This is a genomic window from Sedimentibacter sp. zth1, assembly GCF_017352195.1.
Taxonomy (GTDB): Bacteria; Bacillota; Clostridia; order Tissierellales; family Sedimentibacteraceae; genus UBA1535.
Genome location: NZ_CP071445.1, coordinates 1,698,049 through 1,721,892 on the forward strand (window position 1 = coordinate 1,698,049; position 23,844 = coordinate 1,721,892).

The following is a 23,844-nucleotide window of genomic DNA, read 5'->3' on the forward strand; positions in this document are numbered from 1 at the left end:
GATAATTTCTATCCATGAGCTTAAATATATATTAAAAAAAATTGGGTTGACTAATTATTGTGAAATATTCATATTTACTACAAGCGCTCTTTGCCCACATAAAGGTTTATCTTTGCTAATCCCTATAAAATCCTCATTAAATGCTTTGTATATACTTGCACTTATATTAAATTCTGGTAGTTTACCAACTATTTGACCATTTTCTAGTAAAAATGACATTTGTACAGGTGAAGCAAAATTACCTTCGTTTGTACAATCTCCACCAGACATCAAAATTACTAGAACAGCTTTTTTGTTTTCTACCATCTCTTTTAATGTTTTATCAGATGGTATAACTGACATATTTACAGCACTTATAATTGGCACATCATCGTAATCTCCACCTGCAGCTGCAGTATTTTTTATATTATATTTTTTGCTATTTTTTTTGTCAGAAAAACCAGTCAATATTTTACCATTTTCAATTAGATTGAATTTATCTCCTGCTAAGACACTTCCTTCTTTATCAAAAAATGGTGTACATATATTATCATCTGTCCTATCTACAAAAAGTGTAAAATCATCACTGAATACTTTTTCACCTATTTTACTATTGAACATTGATGTTTTAGTACCAATTGATTCTCCATTTAATGCTTCATAAAACTTACCTGCAACTTGTTGAAATTGTACTATAACTGGCATCTTTTCTTCACTTGGCAAATCAACTTGCTTATTAAATGCTTTTAGTTGATTTCTTGAATCACTCAATATTTTATCCACATCAAGCTCTCTACCTTCATATAATATTCCACTATCGAATACGTTTACAGAATCAACATGTTTATAAATCAATTCTAAAGTAACGAAACTATCTTTGTTTATGTATTCTAATCCACAGTCATTTTTCAAAATACTTGTAACTTCATTAAATTTAATTTTATTGAAAAATATAAATTCTTTGAATTCTTCTCTTAAATTTTTCAAAATATACTCTGATTTTTCTATAAATTTAGCTTGGTCTAGATCGGTATTTCTCAAATCACGAGACCTTTTTTTATCTTTTTCTGGTTCGAATTCATATGGAATTTTTAAGCTTAAATTATTTATTGCTTCTTTCCATGTTTCTTCTGTTGGTTCTCCTAATGTACCTGCAACTCCAATAAAGCCATTGTCATACACACGACAACCAGATTTTTTTATATTTTTATTTCTAATTGAATCTACTTTTGACTGTGTTACATTTAATGCTGTTTCACAAGTTATAACTTGATATAATTCTTTTATCATCACTAGCCTCCTATTGAACATTTATATTATTAACACGTACATATGGTCCACCAAAACCTACATGCAATGGGTACTGTTCCATTTTACCGCAACCGCCTGTTACAAATGAAAGTATTTCATACTCTTTAGACAAGCCGTCTATTTCGTGCAATGTTTCCATAACGTTTCCTGTTATAACTGCAACTTTGACAGGCTCTGCTATTTTCCCATCTCTAACCATATATGCTTTTCTTGGCGCAATAGTAAATGTTGACATCCCTGAGCCATGCGAAATATCATCTATATATATTCCTTCTTTTACTCCCGAAATTAATTCTTCTTTAGTCATATCCCCGTTTTCTATATATGTGTTAGTCATTCTAACTATTGGCTCAAACTCAAAATTCATTGCTCTTGCATTGCCTGTTACTTTTTCCTCTAAATCCGAAGCAGTATAAGCACTATGTAAACGTCCGGATAGAACTCCATTTTTTATTATGTAATTTTTCTTAGCCTTACAGCCCTCATCATCAAATGGAACATATCCAGCACCTGTTATTGTTCCAGTATCTATGATATTTAAAATTGATGATCCTACCTTAGTACCAATAGCCCACTCTTTCTTCATTGTTTCATCACCTATCATAAAATCCGATTCACTCTTATGTCCAAAGCTTTCATGTGCAAACACACCTGTTGTAATTGGTGATAGAATACATGTATAAATACCTGGCTTTATTGGTTTTGCTTCTTTTGCATATTCTATATCACTCTCAATTCTTTTAACCAGCATTTCACTAACATCTTCTATATCATCAAAGCACTCCTTAGTAAAACTGTAATTTCCTCTAAAAGGTAATCCATTTTCTGTTATCGTATATCCAATTGCTACACCTATGTACTGACTATCAAAAGTAACATCTGTTCCTATACTTGAAATTATTTGTTTTTTAGTATAATTATCTGATAAATAAACAGAGTTTGTTTTGATATCATTATATTTTTCTAAAATTGGTAAATAGCTTTTTACAAGGTTTAATTTTTTCTTGTTTTCTACGTTAGAAATATTGTTGCTTTTATATTTTAAGCATATTTCATTGTTTATCTCCAAAGCCTTTACAACCTTATTATTTAAAATATTATGATTTTTTGTTGCCATTTGTGACAATGTATCTATCTGTTGTTGTATACTTTCTAAATCTGTAGTTGCACTATAATACCATTTGTTACCATCATATATACGTATCATAGCTCCCCTGTCTTTTTTTGTTTTGTTTTGTACTAAAACACTATTTTTTAAGTTGATTTCTGTTGTACATACCTCTTCAATACGCACATCTGTAAATAAGTCTTTTGGAAATTTATACATATTACCCTCCTAAGTTTTTATATTAAACTTGATAGTTTACAGCCTGTGAAGTAAATAGTTCGTAATACAAACTGTCTGTTTTCTTCATAAGATTTGCATGACTATCAAAGTCTTTAACTTCTCCACCATCAATTATTAAAATTTTATCACAGAATACACTACTTGACATCCTGTGTGATATATATATTGCTGTTTTATCACCTACTAAACTATTGAAATTTTCGTATATTTCTGCTTCAGCCAATGGGTCTAATGCACTTGTCGGCTCATCAAGTATAATAAGAGATGCATTTTTATAAAGTGCTCTTGCTATTGCAATTTTTTGAGATTGTCCTCCAGACATCTCAATACCCTTCTCATCATATGCTTTACCAAATTTAGTAGATAATCCTTCTTTTAGGCTCTTTATTTTATCTTCCAAGCCAACATCTTTGATAAGCTTCATAACTCCATCTACATCTGAATTTTCAATATTACATGTTATATTTTCATCTATACTGAAATTAAGTAATTTATAATCTTGAAATACTGTTGCTATATTGTCCATATAGCTATCATAATCATAATCAAAAATATTAATACCATTTACATAAACATTTCCACTACTAGGTTTATATAACCTACATAATATTTTTATAAGTGTAGTTTTACCTGCTCCATTTAATCCCACTATAGAGATTTTGTCACCTTTGTTAATTTCAAATGATATATTGCTTAATATAATTTTATCTGATTTTGGATAGCTAAATGTTATATTTTCAAATTTAATTGAGTTTATACTTCCCTCGAATTTCATCTTGCCTTCTTGTTCTGTTTCATTAGGTAAAGACATAAATTCCATAAAAGGATCTAAATAACTTAAATTCTGAAAAACTGTAGCTATATTTGTTCCTAATTCAATGATGCTTTTTGAAAAATTTATAGCACTAGAAACATACATGGTAAATGAACCTATACTAATTTTTGCTCCAAACTTATCTGTTATAACTCTTAAACCTACATATCCATAAGCAATAGCTGCCTGCAAATCATTAACTACTGCAAAAAGTCCCATCATCTGACCTAACTTTTTGTAGAATTTTGTAAACCAAGCATTTATTTCTTTGTTATAATATGTAACTTTATCAATAAGCATTTTGTTCATATTGTACAATCTTATATCCTTATGATACATATCATTAAATCCAGTTTCAAAATAAACCGAATATTTTCTATTTACTGGTATTATTGTTTGAAAAAATTTCACTTGATAGTTTGCAAATGACATATATATAAATACAGAAATTGCAACAGTTACTAATAAAATTAACACAAACACTACACTCAATGTCATCATAATTGCAGCTAAGCCTATTAGTGTAAATATGTTTTTAAACAAACTTGTTAAACTAAGTATCAAACTTTCCATTACACCTTGATTGTTTATTGAAAATACTGCTCTTTCCTTTAAATCAAGATAGTATGGATCTTCAAGATATGAATATTCTACATTCATTATTTTTTTACCCATCTCTTGATTTAATTTGTTTTTAATATAGATGCTCTTAACGTCTAATAATCTTTTCATTAGATTTTGTAAAAATGTTAAAAATAAATTTGATAATACAATCAGCCCGCCATACAAAATCAACTTATCTACTACACAATTTCCTATCAATTCATCTACCAAAAACTTAGGTAAAATAACATTTATAAATACCTGCGAACTGCTTATAAGCGTATTACACAGAAGAATAAATATATATGAATGAGACACTTTCCATGATAATGAGAAAAACGTTTTTAATTTTTTTATGTTATTCATTTGCAATAGCCTCCTTTTGATAATATTTACCTTGAACTGTGAACATTTCATAATACTTACCCTTTTTATTCATCAATTCTTCATGATTTCCATACTCAATTAAACACTTACTATCAAACATTGCTATTTTATCGCAGAACTTAGTGCTTGCAAGTCTATGTGATATGTACAAAGCTGTTTTCCCATGAATCAACTCACTAAAGTTTTCATATATTTCTGCCTCTGCCAATGCATCAAGTGCTGCAGTAGGTTCATCCATTATAACCATGTTTGCATTTTTATATAATGCTCTTGCAATAGAAAGTTTTTGCTTTTCTCCACCTGAAAGGTCAGTACCATCTTCATCAATGATTTTTGACAACATCTGGTCTAAACCTTTTTTATATGACAGTGTTTTTTCTTTTAGTCCAACCTTAGCTAGTGCGTTCAACACCTTATCTTCATCGATATTTTCAGAAGTACATGCAACATTTTCTTTTAATGTAAATGGTAAAATATTTACATCTTGAAATACTACGGAAAACATGGAGAATAAAGCTTTTTTACTGTATTTTTTAATGTTAATTCCATTTATTAAAATTTCACCATCAGTTACATCAAACAGCCCTGTCATAAGCTTTACAAGTGTTGTTTTTCCAGCACCGTTTATCCCTACTATTGCAAGCTTTTCACCTTTATGAATAGTAAAATTCAAGTTTTCAAATATATAAATATCTGTTTTAGGGTATTTAAATGAAACATTTCTAAATTCTATCTCAAGTGTCTCATTTACCATTGCCTTCACATCTCCACCCTTTTCACCAAGATCTCCATCCATAAACATATGGAAATCATTTGCATACTGTCCTTCATTGTATACAGCAGTAACATCCTCAACTAATACCTTAAGCATTGCCGAAAGTGACGTGATTGCTACCAAATACATTGTAAAGTCTTCTATAGGAAATCCTTTCGCTGTTTTATAAATAAGTATCCCATAAACAAGAGCATCACTAATCAGTAATGATATCAAACTTAAAAATCCTAAAAAGAACTCTCTATTTTTTATCATTTTATTAATTCGCACAAAACCGTTTATTTCTTCATCATAATTTTTTATAATTCTGTCTTTGAAATTGTAAACTCTTATGTCCTTTCCAAAAGCAAAGTCATGTGTAGTTTTATAATAATAATTCATTCTTCTTTGTGAATGAGCCAAATCGGCTTTTCTTTTATAGGTATATGACTGAATCTTTCTTCTGACAAATATTAGAACAAATACGTTCAAAAATAACCCTAGTAAAATAAACACGTTTAATCTTCCTATAAAAATTATCAGTGTTAGAATTGCAAGTATACTTGCCGGTGTTTCAAATAATTTGTGATAAACAAGCTCTAAACCATTTGTGTTCCCAGAGCAGGCACTCATTGCCCTGTCATTTTCCTCAAAAAATTTAGCATCTTCAATATATTTATAGTCCATACTTACTACTTTATCAAATAAATCCCTAAGTAAATTTATCCTAAGATAAGTTATTTTAGGATAAGAATAATCCTGCAATATTGTTTTCAAAAATCCAAATAAACCTGCTGCTATAAAGTAACCAGAAACAATATAAATAACATTTATTATATTCGTATCAATTCCTTGTAATAATTCCCTAATTAATACTTTTGGTAAAATTATGGCAAAGAAGGGATAAATAAATGCTATAAGTGTAAAAAATGCAAAATAAACATAAAGCATCTTATTTTCCTTAGAAACATATTTAAGCATCCTTTTAATGGTTTTAAAAACCGGGTAAGAACTTAATTTCTTCATATATCATACCTCTACAATTTTTTTTAATTCTTCTACAAGAGACAATATCTTTTTGTCATTTACTTCATAATAAATTCGCTTACTTTTATTTGTATCAACAATAACATTTACAAATTCAGAGTTTAACAAAGAATTTATGTGATGTGAAATTGTTGCTGGAGTTAACTCTAATTCCTTTGAAATCTCTTGCAAATATTTTGGTGTTCTTTTAAGACTTCTTAATATTTTAAACCTTGTTATATCCGAAAGCGCCTTTAAGTCTGTTACTATTTTTTCGTCACTGTATAAGTTCTTAGTTAATTTAGTTAACTCAAATAAATAAATTCCGCAAAACGAAACAATTTTTTCTTCATTTACTCCAAAATTTCTGATTGAAAGTTCATTAAATCTAAAAATTGAAATATAAACTTCTATTTCATTATAAACTAATTGTAATGGCAACAAATCCTTTATATATGTATTAAATATATTTTCTTCTTTAATTTCAGTATATATTTTTTCATAATCTTCTTTTATAAGGAAAAAATATTTTTCGCATACAGGTGCAAATTCAGTTATCATTTCTGTAAACATCCTTATAAATTTATACCTGTCAATTGATAAGCTTATTACATTCATTTTAATGTTGTCATCGTACCCAATTTTATTAAGAAATCTTATTACATCATCTGTTTTACTGAAATCATATGATACGCTTTTATCATCTTCATCTAATTCATTTATACCTTCATTGAAAACATTTATAAAAATCTCATCAATTAATTCATCAGTTATTTTCTTAGTACTTACATCTAAAAACCTTAAAATAAGCGAACGAACTATATCATCACTACTACTACTTTCATTATACATATCATTTTTTAAGAATTGTGTGAGTTGAACATATTTTTTATTAAATACAGGTGTAATTTCATCAAGGACAGCATTTTTATACATAACATACTTGTCAAAATAATCTGTCATTGCTACTTCATCCAAGCCAAATTTAGCTGAGTATTTTATAACTTTTTCTTCTGTATTTTGAAAATATTCAACTATAGCATTTAAAGCTTCATATTTCCAATTAGGTAAATCCTTTACTAATATTTTTTCATTCATAATTTTCCTCCTGTATATATATTATATCTACCGTGTTATATGTTGTCAATAAGTTTTTTATTGTTTTTATATATTTTTTATATTTATCTGTTATATTAGATGTTCGTCTAATATAATAAAAAGGCATAGTATGAAATTAACTTATACTATGCCTTACTAAATATTATATTAAGTCTTGAAATTTCAAGGTTATTCTTCAGAGTCATAAATTGTATGAACTTCTTTTGAAAAATTCCCATTTTCATTATAAACATATAATGGTGCATCAAACTTTAATTCTCTATTTGCGTTTTTTGAAGCCTGAATTATAACCATGTTTGGCTTATCATTAATATGCGGATGAATAAATCTGATTCTCTTTGGTTCTAATTTATATTGCCTAAGCAAACACATAATATCCACAAGTCTATCCGGTCTATGTACCAAATAAAACTTACCATACTGTTTTAAAAGTTTGCTGGCGTTTTTTATAACATCTTCAAGAGTACACAGTATTTCATGTCTTGATATTGCCTTTTGATCTGTGGGGTTTACTATGCCGCTATTTCCTAATTTATACGGTGGATTTGATGTAACTATATCAAACGAGTTTGGTTCTAAATATTTTGTAACTTCTTTTAAGTCTATGTTTAATATTTCTATTTTATCCTGTAAACCATTAATTTCAATACTTCTTTTTGCCATTTCTGCTACTTCTGTTTGTATTTCCACCCCATATACTTTGTCTACATGTTTTTTTGCATACAAAATCAAAGGTATAATACCTGTTCCTGTCCCCAAATCAACAGTTTTTGCTCCTCTTTTTTTGTCACAAAAATTAGCTAGTAGAACAGCATCCATGCCAAAACAAAACCACTTTTTATTTTGAATAATTTTAAGTCCTTTGCATTGTAAATCTTCTATTTTTTCATTTTCTTTTAATATGATTTTTGCCAATATTATAATTCCTATCTATATAAATTTTATATTATTATAACTTAATTATTTTCAAAAAACAATTATATCATTGTATCTCTTGTAAAAAAATATTAATTATTATATTGACATATTTATAAAATAGTTATATCATAATAATATCATAGTTATGAAAGGAGATACTATATGTTTGATGTTTATGATTTATGTGTAAAATTTATAGAGGAAAATAGGCAATTACCTTACTGCAAAACTGATGATATGGGAAACAGTTTGCTATTAAAATACTGTTCATGGTGTATATTAAAAAATGTACCTAATGATTGTTTTAACACAAGTATAGAAAATTTCTTCAAAGAAACCATCGAAGGTAAAGGTGATGCTTTAACTAAAATTCTTTCAGATAAAAATAGCGAAAATAAAAAAATTCAAATTGAATTTCTATACTCAAAGATTGATTACATAAATGAATTCAAAAAGTATGACATTAATACACCTGTTGATGAACAAAAAAGAAAAAAACAATTAGAACTTATAACTCAACCCTTAATACTTAATCGTATAATTAATGTTAGTATAGCTAAAACTACACCAATTAAGTATCATATAAGCTCAACTGATAAAAATATTAGAATGTTTTATTTTAAAAATTTTGGTGTATTTATTTCAGTTGGTATTGACTTTGATTTAGCAATAGATGAAAAGCATACATTTAAAGAATATATAGAAGTGTTTAAGGCATTGTCTGATGAGTCACGCCTGAAAATAGTTATGGAGTTGAGTAAAAAGTCCCTGACACCTGTTCAATTATCGGATAAGGTTAATATTACATTGTCAACTATAAACCATCATATAAAAAAGCTTTGCGAATGCAGAATAGTATCAATGAAATTAGGTGATAAAATTCAAAAGGGAATACAGTATAACTTGAACACAGAATATTTTATAAATTTTTTAAAGGAGGTAATAAATGAAATATCGTAACTTTTTTATATTTATGATAATATTAATATTGATTAGTGGATTAACATCATTGATAAGCCCTATCCTTTTAAATTATTGGATGTCTGATGCAGTGGGTTTTACTACTTCAAGAATAATAATATTATTAGGTGCACTATTGTTATCACTAGTATTACAGTTGGTTTTTATTTATTTCAGAGAAAAATTCGCTAAAAATTTTAATATTAAAAACTGTAAATCAATGCTTGAAAAATATTTTCAACTCTCCTACGATAAAATAAATGATGAAGGCCCTACAAACCTTGTAGAAAGAATTGCTCAGGCTGTAAATAATATTTATGCGTTTATGACTGGTGATTATATTAAAATATGGTCAAGTATATTGGTCATGTCTGTTATTTTAATTATAATTTCTTTTCAAAGTCTTTTGATAACTACTGTTATGCTACTTATTATTCCAATAAATTATTTTGGGTATAAAGCATTAAATAAGGAATTAAGTAAACGTTCTAAAAAATTACAAGAACAGTGTGCTAGTGGGTGGCAACAAGTATTTTCTTTTGTAGGTCAAACTGATTATTTAAAACAATGTGCAACATATGATGAGATTATATCACAGCTTAGCCCTTCTTTAAATAATATTTATGGTAGTATGAAGGATGTTAATGTATTTGCACAAAGTGCATCTAGTCTAATTTCTTCAATCAACGGTATTGTAAGAACAATGGTACTAGCATTAGTTGTTTATCAATTTGCAAGCTCTAATACATCTCCAATAACACTTGTATTATTTACTATTGTACTTCCAATGTATTTTAACAATGTAAGTATAATAACTAATGCAAATTTAAGCAAAAGGGATATGAAAATTTCTCTAGATTTACTAAAAGAATGGGACAATTGTCTTGAACCTGATGGAGAAAACACTATTAAATCAATAGATACTATCGATTTTGATATAAAAGAATTAGCTATCAAGGGTAAAAAACTTTCAAAAGATATAAAAGAACATTTTGAAAAAGGAAACGTTGTTTGGATTAAAGGAAAAAGTGGATCAGGTAAATCCACGTTATTAAAACTTTTACCAAAGTTTAGAGAAGCATCAACTATATACATAAATGGTGAAAATATAAATAGTATCACCAATGCTTCGTTGAGAAGCAAATTAGACTATCTATCACAAAATGTTCCAATTATTAAAGGAACACTGAGAGATAATTTATTTTTCAACAAAGAATACAGTAAAGAAATTGAAAACCAACTTATAAACGAGCCTATAATTGCTAGTATTTTGAAAGATAAAAGTTTAGATGATAAAATTTTAGAGGGTGGAAGCAATTTATCTGGTGGTGAAAAGCAAAAAATTGCTATTGCTCGAGCTTTGTATGATAATGTTGACGTTTTAATACTTGATGAAGTTACGAGCAATATAGACAAGAAAAGTTCTGATGAAATTTTTAAGCAAATAATGCTTGCTAAAAATGATAAAATTATATTTATTATATCACATGATGATTTACCAAAGTCTTATGCAACAAAATTCATTGAAATATAACAAAATAAATAAAAACAAGGTATAGTTATTATAGACTATACCTTATTTTTATATTTATTTTAAACCTTTAAAGAATTTGCAGATTTATTAAATACTATCATTAGAAAGCTATATAAAAAAATGTCGAAATTAATTGAAAAACGATTGCATACATGGTAAAATATTCAAAACATATAATTTATTGTTCAAAATAGAAAAAATTCGAGAACAGTAAGAAAGGAAGGCTACAATGAAAAGTTTAAAATCAAAATTAATTTTAAGTATTTTGCTGATAGTTATTGTTTCATCATTAGTAACCGTATCAATTGTATTATTTGAGAGTAATGAATTAACTCAGAGTACCATTCAGACACAGCTATTAACAGCTGGAAATAATATGATGAAGCAATATCTTGATGATCAATTTGGCTATTTGTGTCTTTCTCGTGAGGGCGAGATGGTGGATGAATTTTCTAAACCAATTGAGGGAAGATATGAATACTTAGATACTTTATCTCAGAAGATGGATTTAGTTGCAACTATTTTTTGCAAAACAGGGAAAGATTACACAAGAATTTTGACTACAATTAAAAATGATCAGGGTGAAAGAGCCGTTGGAACTATTTTAAATCCAACAGAAGTAGCATATGAAGAAGTTTCAAAGGAGAATACATACTTTGGGCAGGCAGATATACTTGGTGAAAAATACATAACAAAATATGAACCGATGTATGATAAGAACAACGAAATGATTGGTGTTTATTTTGTGGGTGTACCAATGACAACGGTACATTCCATTGTAGATCAAGGAATGAAATCTACAATAAAAATAATTATTATATCAATAATTGTGGTATTAATTATTGCTACTATTATCAGTTATTTTGTGGCTACGTCCATTGCAAAACCAATTGAAAAAGTAACTGTTGCTGCAAAGAAAATTGCCAATGGCAATTTTGATGTGGAGCTTTGCGTGAAGTCACAAAATGAAGTTGGACAGCTAGCAGAAGCTTTTCAACTTACTATTCAGCAATTAATCAATTATCAAGGATATATTGATGAAACATCAGATATTCTAAACGAAATTTCAAAAGGAAACCTACTAGTTAAACTAGAAAAAAATTATGTTGGTCAATTTAAAAAGCTTAAGGATAATATGGAAAAACTGCTTCAAAGTTTAAATTTTACGTTAATACAAATCAATCAATCAGCTGATCAAGTTGCATGCGGTTCTGAACAAGTATCCGTTGGTGCACAAGCACTTTCACAAGGAGCAACGGAGCAAGCAAGTTCAATTGAGGAATTGTCAGCCTCCATTACTGAAATTACAGCAGAGATTAAGGAAAACGCAGAAAATGCCAAGTCAGCAACCGACATGGCAGAAGTTGCAGGGAAAGAATTACATAGCAGTAATGAACAGATGAAAGATATGCTTCATGCTATGGAACAAATCACCTTTAAGTCAACTGAAATTTCAAAAATCATTAAAGTAATTGATGACATTGCATTTCAAACAAATATTCTTGCTTTAAATGCTGCGGTTGAAGCCGCTCGTGCAGGTTCTGCAGGTCAAGGGTTTGCCGTAGTTGCAGATGAAGTGAGAAACCTTGCTGGAAAATCAGCAGCAGCAGCAAAAAATACCACTGCACTGATTGAAGAAACCATTGTAGCTGTCGAAAACGGGTCCACAATTGCAGATAAAACTGCACACTCATTGGAAACAAGTGCACAAATAACAAGTGACTCAGTTACTCTAATTAATAAAATTGCGGAAGCCTCCGACCATCAAGCTATTTCAATTGCACAGATAAACCTTGGCGTGGAACAAATTTCATCAGTTGTCCAAACAAATGCAGCTACATCTGAAGAAAGTGCTGCAGCAAGCGAAGAATTATCGAGTCAATCTAATATTTTGAAAGAGCTAATTTCTAAATTCAAATTGAAAGAAACGGATGATTCTGAGGATATAGAAAAAAAGCACTAAATTTTGAAGAATAAAAGCTGAATTTAAGGTGAAATCATGTGTTATTCAGAAACATATATACAAATAGAAAAGTTATTTAATAAATATGGTTTGGAAAAATTGATTAAAGAACCAAAGCAAGTAACAGGTGGATTGATGCATAAAATGTATCAGATAATTACAAAACATAAAAAATATGCTGTTAAAGAATTAAATCCTTCTGTAATGCAAAGAAATGGAGTTAAAGAACATATAGTTAATTCCGAACGAATAGCAAAAGCTCTTGATAAAATTGTACCTGTAATAACTGCCATGCAATTTAATGATAATCCGTTATTAATGTTGGATGGACAGTATTATATGATATTTGAATGGGTAGATGGAATGTCAATATTTCCACCCCATATATCTTCAGAAAACTGCATAAAGATGGGAACCCTGCTAGGAAAGATGCATACAGCGAATATTATAATTCCTGGTATGCATAAGGAAAAGAATGAAACAGAAATATATGAATGGGATAAATATTTATTATTAGGACAAGAAATAAGTGCAGAATGGGTTCATGAATTATCTGAAATGATAGATAAATTAAAAAAGTGGAACAAGGAGTTTAATGAAGCTTGCAATTTGTTAAGTGGTTATTTAGTACTTAGTCATAGGGATTTAGATCCAAAAAATGTTATGTGGAAAGATAATAATCCATACATTATTGACTGGGAATCTGCCGGTTATGTTAATCCATATCAAGAGTTATTAGAAATGTTAAATTACTGGGCTAATAAGGGTAACGGTGAACTAGACAAAGATAAATTTGATGCACTATATAACGCATATATAACAATTGCCGGAAGTTGTCAAGTGAATTGGGAAATGGTACTTGCAAGCGGATTTGGTGGCATGCTTGGTTGGCTTAATTATAGCTTTAAACGATCATTGGGAATTGAGAGTACGTCTTTAGAAGAAAAGGAATTAGGAACAGAACAAGTATTTGGTACAATGAAGGCACTAAGGCAGTATGCACAGAATACAGTTTTAGTAAAAAATTGGTTAGATTGAAATATAACAAACTAAATAAAAACAAGGCATAGCTTTTATAGACTATACCTTGTTTTTATATTTATTAATCTCTAAATTGTGAATTATAAAGGTTAGTATATACACCATTTAATTTCATCAAATCTTCGTGAGTTCCTCTTTCTTTTATTCCTTCATCACCAAATACTATAATTTCATCTGCATTTTTTATAGTAGATAATCTATGTGCAACAACTACAGTCGTTCTCCCTTTGCACAATGCCTCTAGTGAGCTTTGAATCATTTGCTCTGTTGCATTATCTAGTGCTGATGTTGCTTCATCAAGTATAAGAATTGGAGGGTTTTTCAAAAACACTCTTGAAATACTTATCCTTTGTTTTTGACCACCACTAAGTTTAACTCCTCTTTCCCCTATGTATGTATTGTAGCCATACTCAAGAGTCATAATATAATCATGTATATTTGCTTTTTTCGCTGCTTCAACAACTTCTTCTTCTGTAGCGTTTACATTTCCATAAGATATATTATCAAATATTGTACCCGTAAATAAAAATACCTCTTGTTGTACAATACCAATGTTTTTTCTTAGGGATTCTCTTGTCATATCTGCAATGTCTATTCCGTCAATCATAATTATACCTTCGTCTATTTCATAAAACCTTGGAATTAAGTGGCATAGTGTAGTTTTTCCTCCACCAGAAGGTCCTACAAGAGCTACCGTTTTCCCGTTTTCTATATTTAAGGTTAAATCATTTAATATATTTTTATTGTTACCATACGCAAATGTAACATCATCAAATATAATTTGACCTTTCAAAATTCCTACTTCTTTAGCATTTTCGCTTTCTTCTTCAGGCTCTTCACTCATGATTTCCGTAAACCTTTTAAAACCTGTCATACCAGATTGATATTGCTCAATAAAGCTAATTAGTCTTTTTATTGGTGTAGAAAACATTCCTATGTACAATAAATAGGCTGTAAAATCTCCAAAATTAATTATTCCTTTAAAATAAAATATTCCACCACCAGTAAGCACAGCTAAAATCAAAAAATCCATTATGAACTTTGTTCCTGTAAAAAAATCTGCCATAACTTTGTAAGCTTTCTTTCTTGCTCTTCCGAAGGCATTATTGCCCTCTTGAAACTTATCTATTTCATAATCATAATTATTAAAAGCTTTTGAAACTCTTATACCAGAGATACTATTTTCCAAGTTAGCATTTACTTCACCTATTTTAACTCTTGTATTCATAAATGCTTCGCTCAGCTTAATTCTTTGCTTCATTGAAAACCATACAAGTAATGGTATAAATGCAAATATTATAAGTGTTAAAGGTATATTTATTCTGCAAAGCAATATAAAAGAACCAATAATCATAACACCAGATATAAATAAATCCTCAGGACCATGATGTGCAAGTTCAGAAATTTCCTTTAAATCATTTATTACTCTTGACATAATTGTGCCTGTTTTATTTTCATCAAAATAGTTAAATGGTAGTTTTTGAAGATGAGTAAAAATATCTTTTCTCATACTTATTTGCATTTTTACTCCCATAACATGTCCATAATAGGTTATGTAATAATTTAAGCCAGCTTTTAAAATATAAATAGCACCTAAAACTACCAACCAAGTAATTAAAAGACTAAAGTTTTGATTTGGTACATAATCATTAATAATATTTCTTGTAATAGTTGGGTACATCAAATCACATATTGACACTAAAAAAGCACATATCAAATCTATGATAAAAATAGATTTAACAGGCTTATAATACGATATAAATTTCTTAATCATTCTTTATAAGCTCCTTAAAATTTGTGATATATAAATAAAAATAAAAACTAAGACACTTTTATAATTACTACAAAAGTGCCTTGATTTTAAATAAATTAATCTATTTTTGTTCTTCTTCTTCGTCAGAATATTCTTCTTCCATCAATTCATCAAATACTTTTGCAACTTTTTCATATTCTTCATCAGATTCTATAGAAATTAAATCTATTTCACCGTCTTCAGTTTCATTTATCCCATATAAGTAAACTTCACCATCTTCTGAATCAATATCATTTACCGGAATTAAAGCAATGTATTCTTTTTCTTCTACTGGGAATATTCCTATAACTGCACACTCAATCTCAGAACCGTCTTCTAATGTTAATGTCATTATTTCAAAATCATCATCACAGCAATCGTCATCACCACAGTTGCTTCCACAGTTACAATTTTCTTTTTTATCGCTCATATCAATATCCTTTCTTAATTAGCCCTTGGCATTATTGTATATATTTATGTAATATTTAATTATTTATGAATTAAATAATTAATAATGCTAATCGTCAATTTCCTAGAAAAATCATATCAATAGCAAATAAATAATATACTAACAAAACTTTATCAAAGAACTAGTTAAAAAGCAAGGTAATTTTTCTTTTTAACTGAAATTATATTATTATAATACTACAAAAAATTGCAAAATATCTCATATATAAATATTTATAAAAACTTTTTAAATATCATATATTTTAGAATATTTATCTTTTAGGTAATTAACATAATACATAGCATTAAAATCCTCACCTGTTGCTATTTTTAAAATTTCTTTAGGATATTTTGTTGCACCATACTTATGTATTTTTTCCTTAAGCCACTCATTGATTTCTTTAGTAGTACCTGTTGACAATGCCTTTTCTATATCTATATCATTTTTCATTTTGTCGTATATTTGTGAAGCATATGCTGAACCTAAAGCATATGTTACAAAATATCCAAATGAACCATCTGACCAGTGCATATCTTGAAGAACACCAACTGCATCATTTGGAACATCAATTCCTAAATAATCCTTGTACATTTTGTTCCAAACTTTAGGTAAGTCACTAACTTCTATTTCATTATTAAATATCATTTTTTCTATATCATATCTTATCATTATATGAAGTGGATATGTTAACTCATCAGCTTCAGTTCTTATAAGAGAATTTTCAACTTTATTTATAGCCATAAAGAAATCCTCTAATGTTGTATCTTTAAACTGTTCTTTGAAAGTTTCTTTCAATTTATCAAAATGATTTATCCAAAATTCCTTACTTCTTCCAATGATATTTTCATAAAATCTCGATTGAGATTCATGCATTGCCATTGATGCTCCACCACCGCTAAATGTTTCATCATACTCTGGATTAACCTGTTGCTCATATGTTGCGTGTCCTAACTCATGTATAGCTGAAAAAACACTTGAAATAAGCAAATTTTCATAATAGTGGTTTGTAAATCTAACATCTCTTGAAGAAACTCCAGATGTAAATGGATGTTCACTTTCCTTCATCAACCCTCTATCAGTATCATAGCACATAACTTGTTGTATATAATCACAGAATTTCTTTTGATCTAACTTAGGATATACCTTTGATTCAAAATTATCATTATAAGCTAATTTTTTAGCTGTAACTTTTTTTACAAAAGGTACTAATTCTTTTTTTAGTAAATTGAAAAACTCATCATATTCTTTTGTAGTATATCCATGTTCATATTGGTCTAGTAAAACATCATATCCCTTAAGTTTATCTGTTTCAAGATATTTTGTATATTTTTTCATAAACATAACTATTTTTTCTAAGCAAGGTTTAAAAATACTAAAATCACTATTAGTTTTTGCTTCTACCCAAATATTTTGACTATTGGAAGTAAGTATTTGAAATTCAATATACTCGTTCATAGGTATTTTCTTAATTTTATCAATACCATCTTTTACTTCAATTATTTCATGTTTTAATACTTCGTCTAATTTATCTTTATTGTCAAATAATTCATTTACTACATTTGTATATTCTTCAGATGTTTCAAACTTATATGATTCTTCAGATAAAATACCTAAATATTTACCTCTCTCTTCGAAGCAACCTTTAGGAGCTTCTGTGGCAGAATCCCAACCAATCATCCACATTGCATAACCATATGCTTTAATCTTTTTTCTTAATTCTTCGTACTTTTTTAATAACTCTTTCATTTTTGCCTCCTTATAATTATCCTGGTAACTTTATACATATATATTACCATTAATAAAAAGATACTGCAACAATTATAATATTGCATATATTGTGTCATATATCGTGATAAATTGTCATTTATTGTAACACATATAGCAATGCAATATTATTTATTGTAACATATAAATTACTTGCATTTTAATATCTGTTATTGTATACTTTATTTGTAATTTAAAAAAAATAGAAATATAGGAGGAGTTTAATATGGCTCTTGTAACATCAACTGAAATGTTTAAAAAAGCATACGAAGGTGGATATGCTGTAGGTGCTTTTAATGTTAATAATATGGAAATAATACAAGGTATTGTAGATGCAGCAAAGATAGAAAAGGCACCAATAATTCTACAGGTATCTGCAGGAGCAAGAAAATATGCAAGTCCAATATATTTAAGAAAATTAGTAGAAGCTGCTGTTGAGGACACTGGTCTTGACATCGTTCTTCACCTCGACCATGGTGATAGCTTTGAAATATGCAAAGACTGTATAGATGGTGGTTTTACATCTGTTATGATAGATGGTTCTAAATTACCTCTTGAAGAAAATATTGCACTGACTAAAAAAGTTGTAGATTATGCACACGCAAAAGGAGTTGTTGTTGAAGCTGAACTTGGCAAGCTTGCAGGAGTAGAAGATGCTGTTAAAGTTAATACTAAAGATGCTACTTATACTGACCCACAAGAAGCAGTGAGATTTGTAAAAGAGACAGGAGTTGATTCTTTAGCTATTGCTATAGGAACTTCTCATGGAGCATATAAATTCAAAGGTGAACCAAGTCTTGATTTTGATAGATTAGAAACAATAACTAATCTTTTACCTAATTTTCCATTAGTTTTACATGGTTCTTCATCAGTACCGAGGGAATTTGTTGACTTTTGTAACCAATATGGAGGTAAAGTACCAGGAGCTCAAGGTGTACCTGAAGAAATGTTAAAAAGAGCATCTAAATTAGGTGTTTGCAAAATAAACATTGATACAGATTTAAGACTTGCAATGACAGGTTCTGTTAGAAAAGTATTATCAGAACATCCTGAAGAATTTGACCCTAGAAAATACTTAGGACCTGCAAGAGAAGCTATAAAAAATATGGTACAACATAAAATTAAAGATGTACTTGGTTGTAGCGATAAAAGATAAAAATAAGATATTATACAAAAGATTACACTTAGTTAAGTGTAATCTTTATTTTTTATTCCTCTTGAAAACTATCTTTGAGCTGTATAATTTGGTACCATGTAGCAGGGTCTACTGTACCTGTTATAGGTATTGCGAATCTATCCTGTATTTGACGTACTGCTTTATCAGTCTGATTATCATATACACCTGTAACTTTAACAGGTGAAACATAATCAGTATTTTCTGATATTAGTTTTAGGTATTGCTGTATTAAAGTAACTTTAGGGTTAGATAAACCTAAAAACAATACATATCCTGGATAGATATCAACATACTCACTCATTGTTTCAGGAGGTATGCTGCTGTATATATCATCATATACCTCTTCAAGTTTTCTGAAATTTTTAAGATCTACAATTCCATTAACTTCTAATCCATATTCCTTTTGAAACTGCTTTACCGCATTTTCTGTTTTTTCTCCAAATATCCCATCAATTGTAACAGGGTCTATATTATCATTATAAAAACTGATAAAATCTAAATAGTACTGTAATGTTTTAACTTCTATTCCATAAGAACCAAGCTGAAGCTTATCTGCAAATGGTCTATATAAATCTGTTACACTTATACCCTCTGATGTTAATTCGCCTAATTCTTTAACTGCTGTATATATATAGTTAATTTTGTACCATGTAGACTTACCAACAATACCATCTGGGTTAAGATTAAAAATCTTTTGAAATGTCTTAACTGCTTCTTCTGTTTTCGGTCCATATACTCCATCTTCTTCTACTTGCGGTATTGCAGGATAATTTTTACCAATCCTGTTAAGCTTAACCTCTATAGTTGCTACATCATTACCTATATCTCCAAGTCTTAATATTGTACCCGGATATGATTCAGTATCCTCTGATACAGGTGCATTCTCAACAATCTCTATGTCATCACCATAATAATTTTTTAATATATCCAATGCAGATTTTCCCTCTTCAGCTAAAGGCACTGTTCCCCATTGTGATAATCCATCACATTTTACTTTTACTCCATCACAAAACGAAGTAAAGTATGGCTCTATTGAACCCTCTTTTCTAATATAGTTATTAAATAATTCATCGGATTTTATACTAATATTTCTGAATACATCTCTGTCTTTCACAAATGCCTGATCAAATGCTGTGGAATTGGTTATATCAAAATCATATCCTTGGTTTCTATACCATTCTGTATAGATTCTATTAAGTGCATAATTAATAATTACATATAGATTTGCATCTATAGAACTATCTGGCCATGTAGGATATATTTCACTTGATGCTACATTTTTTACATACTCTGGAAATGGGACAGTAATGTTTTCTACGTTCGGGTCATCTGGATTTCCTAAATGTACAACTATATCCTTTGGTATAATAGGTTGTTCTGAAACAGTCACAATATTCACACCCTTCTATAATATATTGGCTGCATTATTATTGGTTGAATAGATGCTATACCCTCAAACACCTGTATTTCTTTGTCTGTAATTAATTTATATCCATCAGCTTCAATATCAGCTTTATATGTGTAAAATGGAGTTGCATTTCCCGGAGTTAATGATAAATCAGCTGTAGGAGCATCCACAAGTATAATTCCGGTTTTACCGTTTTCATCTGTTAAAACCTCTTTTACATAATATATATCATTATTTAATTGCCTGCTTATTACAATTCTAGCATTTTCAATAGGCAAATTTCCTCCTGCTGTTGTTACCTGAAAAATTATTCCACCCTTACCACTAAGCAATTCTTCTAACTCTAATTCATTCTGCATCATTTCTTCATCATTAAGCTTATTTATTAATAAATCACTATTTTTTTTCATTATACTTCCCCTCTGATTAATATGATATATTAATTAACTACAATACATATAACCTATTCAACATTAGGAGGTTCTGTTATTGTTCCTGTTTTAGCGTCTATAAAAGCTAGCCAGAAACCATAGTCTCCGTCGAGATTATTGTTTTTGTATGACCAGTTTTTAAAGCCTGTCACTCCCTTGTAAGGCTGTTCATCACGTGTAAATTTTCCCGGAATTCCATAAACGAATTTCGTTATATTATTATTTTCGCTATATATTCCAAAAAGATAATATCCATGCTTCTGCATTAGATACTGGCATGTTGTAACGTGATTTGCTAATGGATATGGATAATATGTAGAAATTATCTGATTAAAATATGGCAGGAATCCTTTATAAATGCTTCCTTCATCGTAAATAACCTTCCACCATTTTATGCTTTCTATATCATTTGCCAACGGATTAATATTATCAAAACCCTCTAGCAAATCAAATAATTTTTTTTCATATTCATTTCTATACATTCGTTCATTCACTGTTTTTCTATTTGGAATAGCTGTATTTTGTACTGTTTGATAATACGAACTTCCTTTAATCGCGTTTGATTCAACACATTCATCATTGTAGCTTTCTTCGCATTCGCATTCATTTTTTTTATTAGCACATTCATCATCAAATTTTATTTCATCACGCACTTCTGTGTTTTCATCAATAATATCTTCATCACTTTCAATATCAAGTAAAACATTTAGCTGTTTAACTTGAGCAGACATAAATACAGGTGTATATAGCACAACCTTACCCTTGCTTACTATGCCGCAAATATTAAAGTTTTCTATTGGCTCATCCTTGCCATTTAAAAGAATATTTTTTTGCAACTTTCCTCTTTTGTTATTTATAGGACCAATTTTTATCTTTTCTTCTTTGTTTTTAAATAAGAAAACCTCGCTTGATTCTTTTACATCCCCTAAATTTTCAACATTAACAGTTATTGTACCTCTGTTTCCTCTCATGTCTAATTTCACATAACCTTTGCCAGTACATGATTTATCTGAGGATTCAAAAAATTTCATTATTCTATAATTTTTATTTTTATTCAAAAGAAACCTCCCATATATTTAGTTGAAAATGTATCATTAATATATATGCGAGGTGAATTTATATTATTCTAAAATAGTATTATTCTATCTGTTAATAATAAATATGTACTTGGTTATAGCAAAAAAGATAGAAATAAGATATTATGCAAAAGATTACACTTAGTTAAGTGTAATCTTTTATTTTTTAATATTCTTGATAACTATCCTTGAGCTGGATAATCCGATACCATGTAACAGGACCTACCGTACCTGTTATAGGTATTCCAAATCTATCCTGGATTTGACGTACTGCTTTGTCAGTCTGAGTATCATATACACCTGTAACTTTAACAGGTGAAACATAATCAGTATTTTCAGATATTTGTTTTAAGTATTTCTGTATTAAAGAGACTTTTTCGTTAGATAAACCTAAATACAATACATATCCAGGATAGATGTCAACATACTCACTTAATGTTTCAGGAGGTATGCTGTTATATATCTCATCATATACCTGTTCAAGTTTTCTTTGATTTTTAATATCAACAATTCCGTTAACTTCTAGTCCATATTCCTTTTGAAACTGCTTTAATGATTTTTCTGTTTCTTCTCCAAATATTCCATCGATTTTAACAGGGTCTATATTATCATTGTAGAAACTGATAAAATCCAAATAATACTGTAATGCTATAACTTCTATTCCATAAGAACCAAGCTCAATTTTAGTTGCAAATGGTCTATATAAGTCTACTATACTTATACCCTCTGTTGTTAATTCACCTAATTGTTTAATTGCTGTATATATATAGTTGATTTTGTACCATGTAGCCTTATCAACAATACCATCCATTTCAAGATTAAAAATCTTTTGAAATGTCTTTACTGAATTTTCTGTTATTGGTCCAAAAACTCCATCTGGTTCTATTTGAGGTATTTCGGGATAATTTTTACTGATCCTGTTAAGCTTAACCTCTACAGTTGCAACATCATTACCTATATCTCCTAGTTTTAATGGTATGCCTGGATATGAACTGGTCTCTCCTGATATAGGTGCATTTTCAACAATTTCTATATCATCACCATAATAATACTTTAATATATCCAATGCAGATTTTCCCTCTTCAGCTAATTGTACTGTTTCCCACTGTGATAATCCATCGCATTTTTCCGTTGTGCCGTTACAATACGAAGTAAAATATGGCTCAACCGAACCCATTTTTCTAACATAATCATTAAACAATTCATCAGCTTTTATACTTATATTTCTATATATTTCTCCATCTTTCACAAATACCTGATCAAATTCTGTAGAGTTGGTTATATCAAAATCATATCCTTGGTTTCGATACCATTCTGTATAAACCCTGTTTAGTACATAATTAATAATCACATGTAAATTTGCCTCTATCGAACTATCCGGCCAAGTAGGATATATTTGATTTGATGCCACATTTTTTACATATTCCGGAAATGAAACAGTAACATTTTCTGCTTCCATATCATCTGGATTTCCTAAATGTACAACTAAATACTTTGGAATAATAGGTTGCTCTAAAGTCATAATATTCACACCCCTCTATAATATACTGGTTGCATTATTACTGGTTGAATAGATGCTATACCCTCAAACACCTTTATCTCTTTGTCTGTAATTAATTTATACCCATCAGCCTCAATATCAGCTTTATATGTGTAAAATGGAGTTGAATTTCCCGGAGTTAATGATAAATCAGCTGCAGGAGCATCAACAAGTATAATTCCAGTTTTACCATTTTCATCTGTGTAAACCTTTTTTACATAATATATATCATTATTTAATTGTCTGCTTATTACAATCATAGCATTTTCAATAGGCAAGTTTCCTCCTGCTGTTGTTACCTGAAAAATTATCCCACCCTTACCATTAAGCAATTCTTCTAACTCTAATTCATTCTGCAACATTTCTTCATCATTAATCTTATTTATTAATAAATCACTATTTTTTTTCATTATACTCCCTTCCGATTAATATAATATATTACTTAACTACA

19 protein-coding genes are annotated in these 23,844 nt (G+C 29.0%); 5 read left to right on the top strand and 14 right to left on the bottom strand.

The window, feature by feature from the left end; translation table 11 throughout:
• Nucleotides 1-54: 54 nt before the first annotated feature.
• The 6 genes from JYG23_RS08480 to JYG23_RS08505 all read right to left on the bottom strand — a co-directional run bounded on the left by JYG23_RS08480 (nucleotide 55) and on the right by JYG23_RS08505 (nucleotide 8,256).
• Entirely contained in the window at nucleotides 55-1,269 is a 1,215-nt protein-coding gene (locus JYG23_RS08480) for a metallopeptidase TldD-related protein (protein ID WP_207235191.1), read from the bottom strand.
• 10 nt (nucleotides 1,270-1,279) lie between these two features.
• Nucleotides 1,280-2,617: a TldD/PmbA family protein gene (locus JYG23_RS08485; protein WP_207235193.1), complete on the bottom strand. Its 1,338-nt coding sequence runs from the start codon at nucleotides 2,615-2,617 to the stop codon at nucleotides 1,280-1,282.
• 22 nt (nucleotides 2,618-2,639) lie between these two features.
• Nucleotides 2,640-4,421 (bottom strand): ABC transporter ATP-binding protein, encoded by a 1,782-nt coding sequence (locus JYG23_RS08490; RefSeq protein ID WP_207235194.1) that lies wholly within the window; start codon nucleotides 4,419-4,421, stop codon nucleotides 2,640-2,642.
• Nucleotides 4,414-6,222: an ABC transporter ATP-binding protein gene (locus JYG23_RS08495; RefSeq protein WP_207235195.1), complete on the bottom strand. Its 1,809-nt coding sequence runs from the start codon at nucleotides 6,220-6,222 to the stop codon at nucleotides 4,414-4,416. Before JYG23_RS08495 ends, JYG23_RS08490 begins: the two co-directional genes overlap by 8 nt.
• Nucleotides 6,223-6,225: 3 nt before the next feature.
• Nucleotides 6,226-7,320, bottom strand: a complete 1,095-nt coding sequence (locus JYG23_RS08500) for a helix-turn-helix transcriptional regulator (RefSeq protein WP_207235196.1) — start codon at nucleotides 7,318-7,320, stop codon at nucleotides 6,226-6,228.
• Between the two features lie 189 nt (nucleotides 7,321-7,509).
• Entirely contained in the window at nucleotides 7,510-8,256 is a 747-nt protein-coding gene (locus JYG23_RS08505) for a tRNA1(Val) (adenine(37)-N6)-methyltransferase (RefSeq protein WP_242631548.1), read from the bottom strand.
• A 165-nt stretch (nucleotides 8,257-8,421) separates the two neighbouring features.
• Here JYG23_RS08505 and JYG23_RS08510 point away from each other — a divergent pair, with 165 nt between their 5' ends.
• The 4 genes from JYG23_RS08510 to JYG23_RS08525 all read left to right on the top strand — a co-directional run bounded on the left by JYG23_RS08510 (nucleotide 8,422) and on the right by JYG23_RS08525 (nucleotide 13,754).
• The gene (locus JYG23_RS08510) at nucleotides 8,422-9,219 is read left to right on the top strand and encodes a metalloregulator ArsR/SmtB family transcription factor (RefSeq protein WP_207235198.1); all 798 of its coding nucleotides are present in this window, start codon (nucleotides 8,422-8,424) and stop codon (nucleotides 9,217-9,219) included.
• Complete coding sequence (locus JYG23_RS08515) at nucleotides 9,206-10,753, top strand: ABC transporter ATP-binding protein (RefSeq protein WP_207235199.1); 1,548 nt, start codon at nucleotides 9,206-9,208, stop codon at nucleotides 10,751-10,753. Before JYG23_RS08510 ends, JYG23_RS08515 begins: the two co-directional genes overlap by 14 nt.
• Before the next feature lie 229 nt (nucleotides 10,754-10,982).
• Nucleotides 10,983-12,716: a methyl-accepting chemotaxis protein gene (locus JYG23_RS08520; RefSeq protein WP_207235205.1), complete on the top strand. Its 1,734-nt coding sequence runs from the start codon at nucleotides 10,983-10,985 to the stop codon at nucleotides 12,714-12,716.
• 36 nt (nucleotides 12,717-12,752) lie between these two features.
• Nucleotides 12,753-13,754, top strand: coding sequence for a phosphotransferase (locus JYG23_RS08525; protein WP_207235211.1), 1,002 nt, complete (start codon nucleotides 12,753-12,755; stop codon nucleotides 13,752-13,754).
• Between the two features lie 64 nt (nucleotides 13,755-13,818).
• Here the strand turns inward: JYG23_RS08525 and JYG23_RS08530 are convergent, their stop codons facing one another.
• The 3 genes from JYG23_RS08530 to JYG23_RS08540 all read right to left on the bottom strand — a co-directional run bounded on the left by JYG23_RS08530 (nucleotide 13,819) and on the right by JYG23_RS08540 (nucleotide 17,743).
• Nucleotides 13,819-15,531: an ABC transporter ATP-binding protein gene (locus JYG23_RS08530; protein ID WP_207235212.1), complete on the bottom strand. Its 1,713-nt coding sequence runs from the start codon at nucleotides 15,529-15,531 to the stop codon at nucleotides 13,819-13,821.
• A 100-nt stretch (nucleotides 15,532-15,631) separates the two neighbouring features.
• Nucleotides 15,632-15,979, bottom strand: coding sequence for a DUF1292 domain-containing protein (locus JYG23_RS08535; RefSeq protein ID WP_207235214.1), 348 nt, complete (start codon nucleotides 15,977-15,979; stop codon nucleotides 15,632-15,634).
• 264 nt (nucleotides 15,980-16,243) lie between these two features.
• Complete coding sequence (locus JYG23_RS08540; protein WP_207235215.1) at nucleotides 16,244-17,743, bottom strand: carboxypeptidase M32; 1,500 nt, start codon at nucleotides 17,741-17,743, stop codon at nucleotides 16,244-16,246.
• 244 nt (nucleotides 17,744-17,987) lie between these two features.
• Between JYG23_RS08540 and fba the strand changes: the two genes are divergently transcribed.
• Nucleotides 17,988-18,917, top strand: coding sequence for a class II fructose-1,6-bisphosphate aldolase (gene fba, locus JYG23_RS08545; RefSeq protein ID WP_207235216.1), 930 nt, complete (start codon nucleotides 17,988-17,990; stop codon nucleotides 18,915-18,917).
• A 52-nt stretch (nucleotides 18,918-18,969) separates the two neighbouring features.
• On the opposite strand, the gene JYG23_RS08550 is transcribed toward fba, so the two are convergent.
• From JYG23_RS08550 to JYG23_RS08570, 5 genes are all read right to left on the bottom strand, one after another.
• On the bottom strand, nucleotides 18,970-20,328 hold the full coding sequence (locus tag JYG23_RS08550) for a peptidoglycan-binding protein (RefSeq protein WP_207235223.1): 1,359 nt from the start codon (nucleotides 20,326-20,328) through the stop codon (nucleotides 18,970-18,972).
• Between the two features lie 5 nt (nucleotides 20,329-20,333).
• The gene (locus JYG23_RS08555; protein WP_207235224.1) at nucleotides 20,334-20,756 is read right to left on the bottom strand and encodes a hypothetical protein; all 423 of its coding nucleotides are present in this window, start codon (nucleotides 20,754-20,756) and stop codon (nucleotides 20,334-20,336) included.
• 53 nt (nucleotides 20,757-20,809) lie between these two features.
• On the bottom strand, nucleotides 20,810-21,835 hold the full coding sequence (locus JYG23_RS08560) for a hypothetical protein (RefSeq protein WP_207235226.1): 1,026 nt from the start codon (nucleotides 21,833-21,835) through the stop codon (nucleotides 20,810-20,812).
• Between the two features lie 184 nt (nucleotides 21,836-22,019).
• Nucleotides 22,020-23,375, bottom strand: coding sequence for a peptidoglycan-binding protein (locus JYG23_RS08565; protein WP_207235232.1), 1,356 nt, complete (start codon nucleotides 23,373-23,375; stop codon nucleotides 22,020-22,022).
• A gap of 5 nt (nucleotides 23,376-23,380) precedes the next feature.
• Nucleotides 23,381-23,803, bottom strand: a complete 423-nt coding sequence (locus tag JYG23_RS08570; RefSeq protein WP_207235234.1) for a hypothetical protein — start codon at nucleotides 23,801-23,803, stop codon at nucleotides 23,381-23,383.
• Nucleotides 23,804-23,844 lie beyond the last annotated feature (41 nt).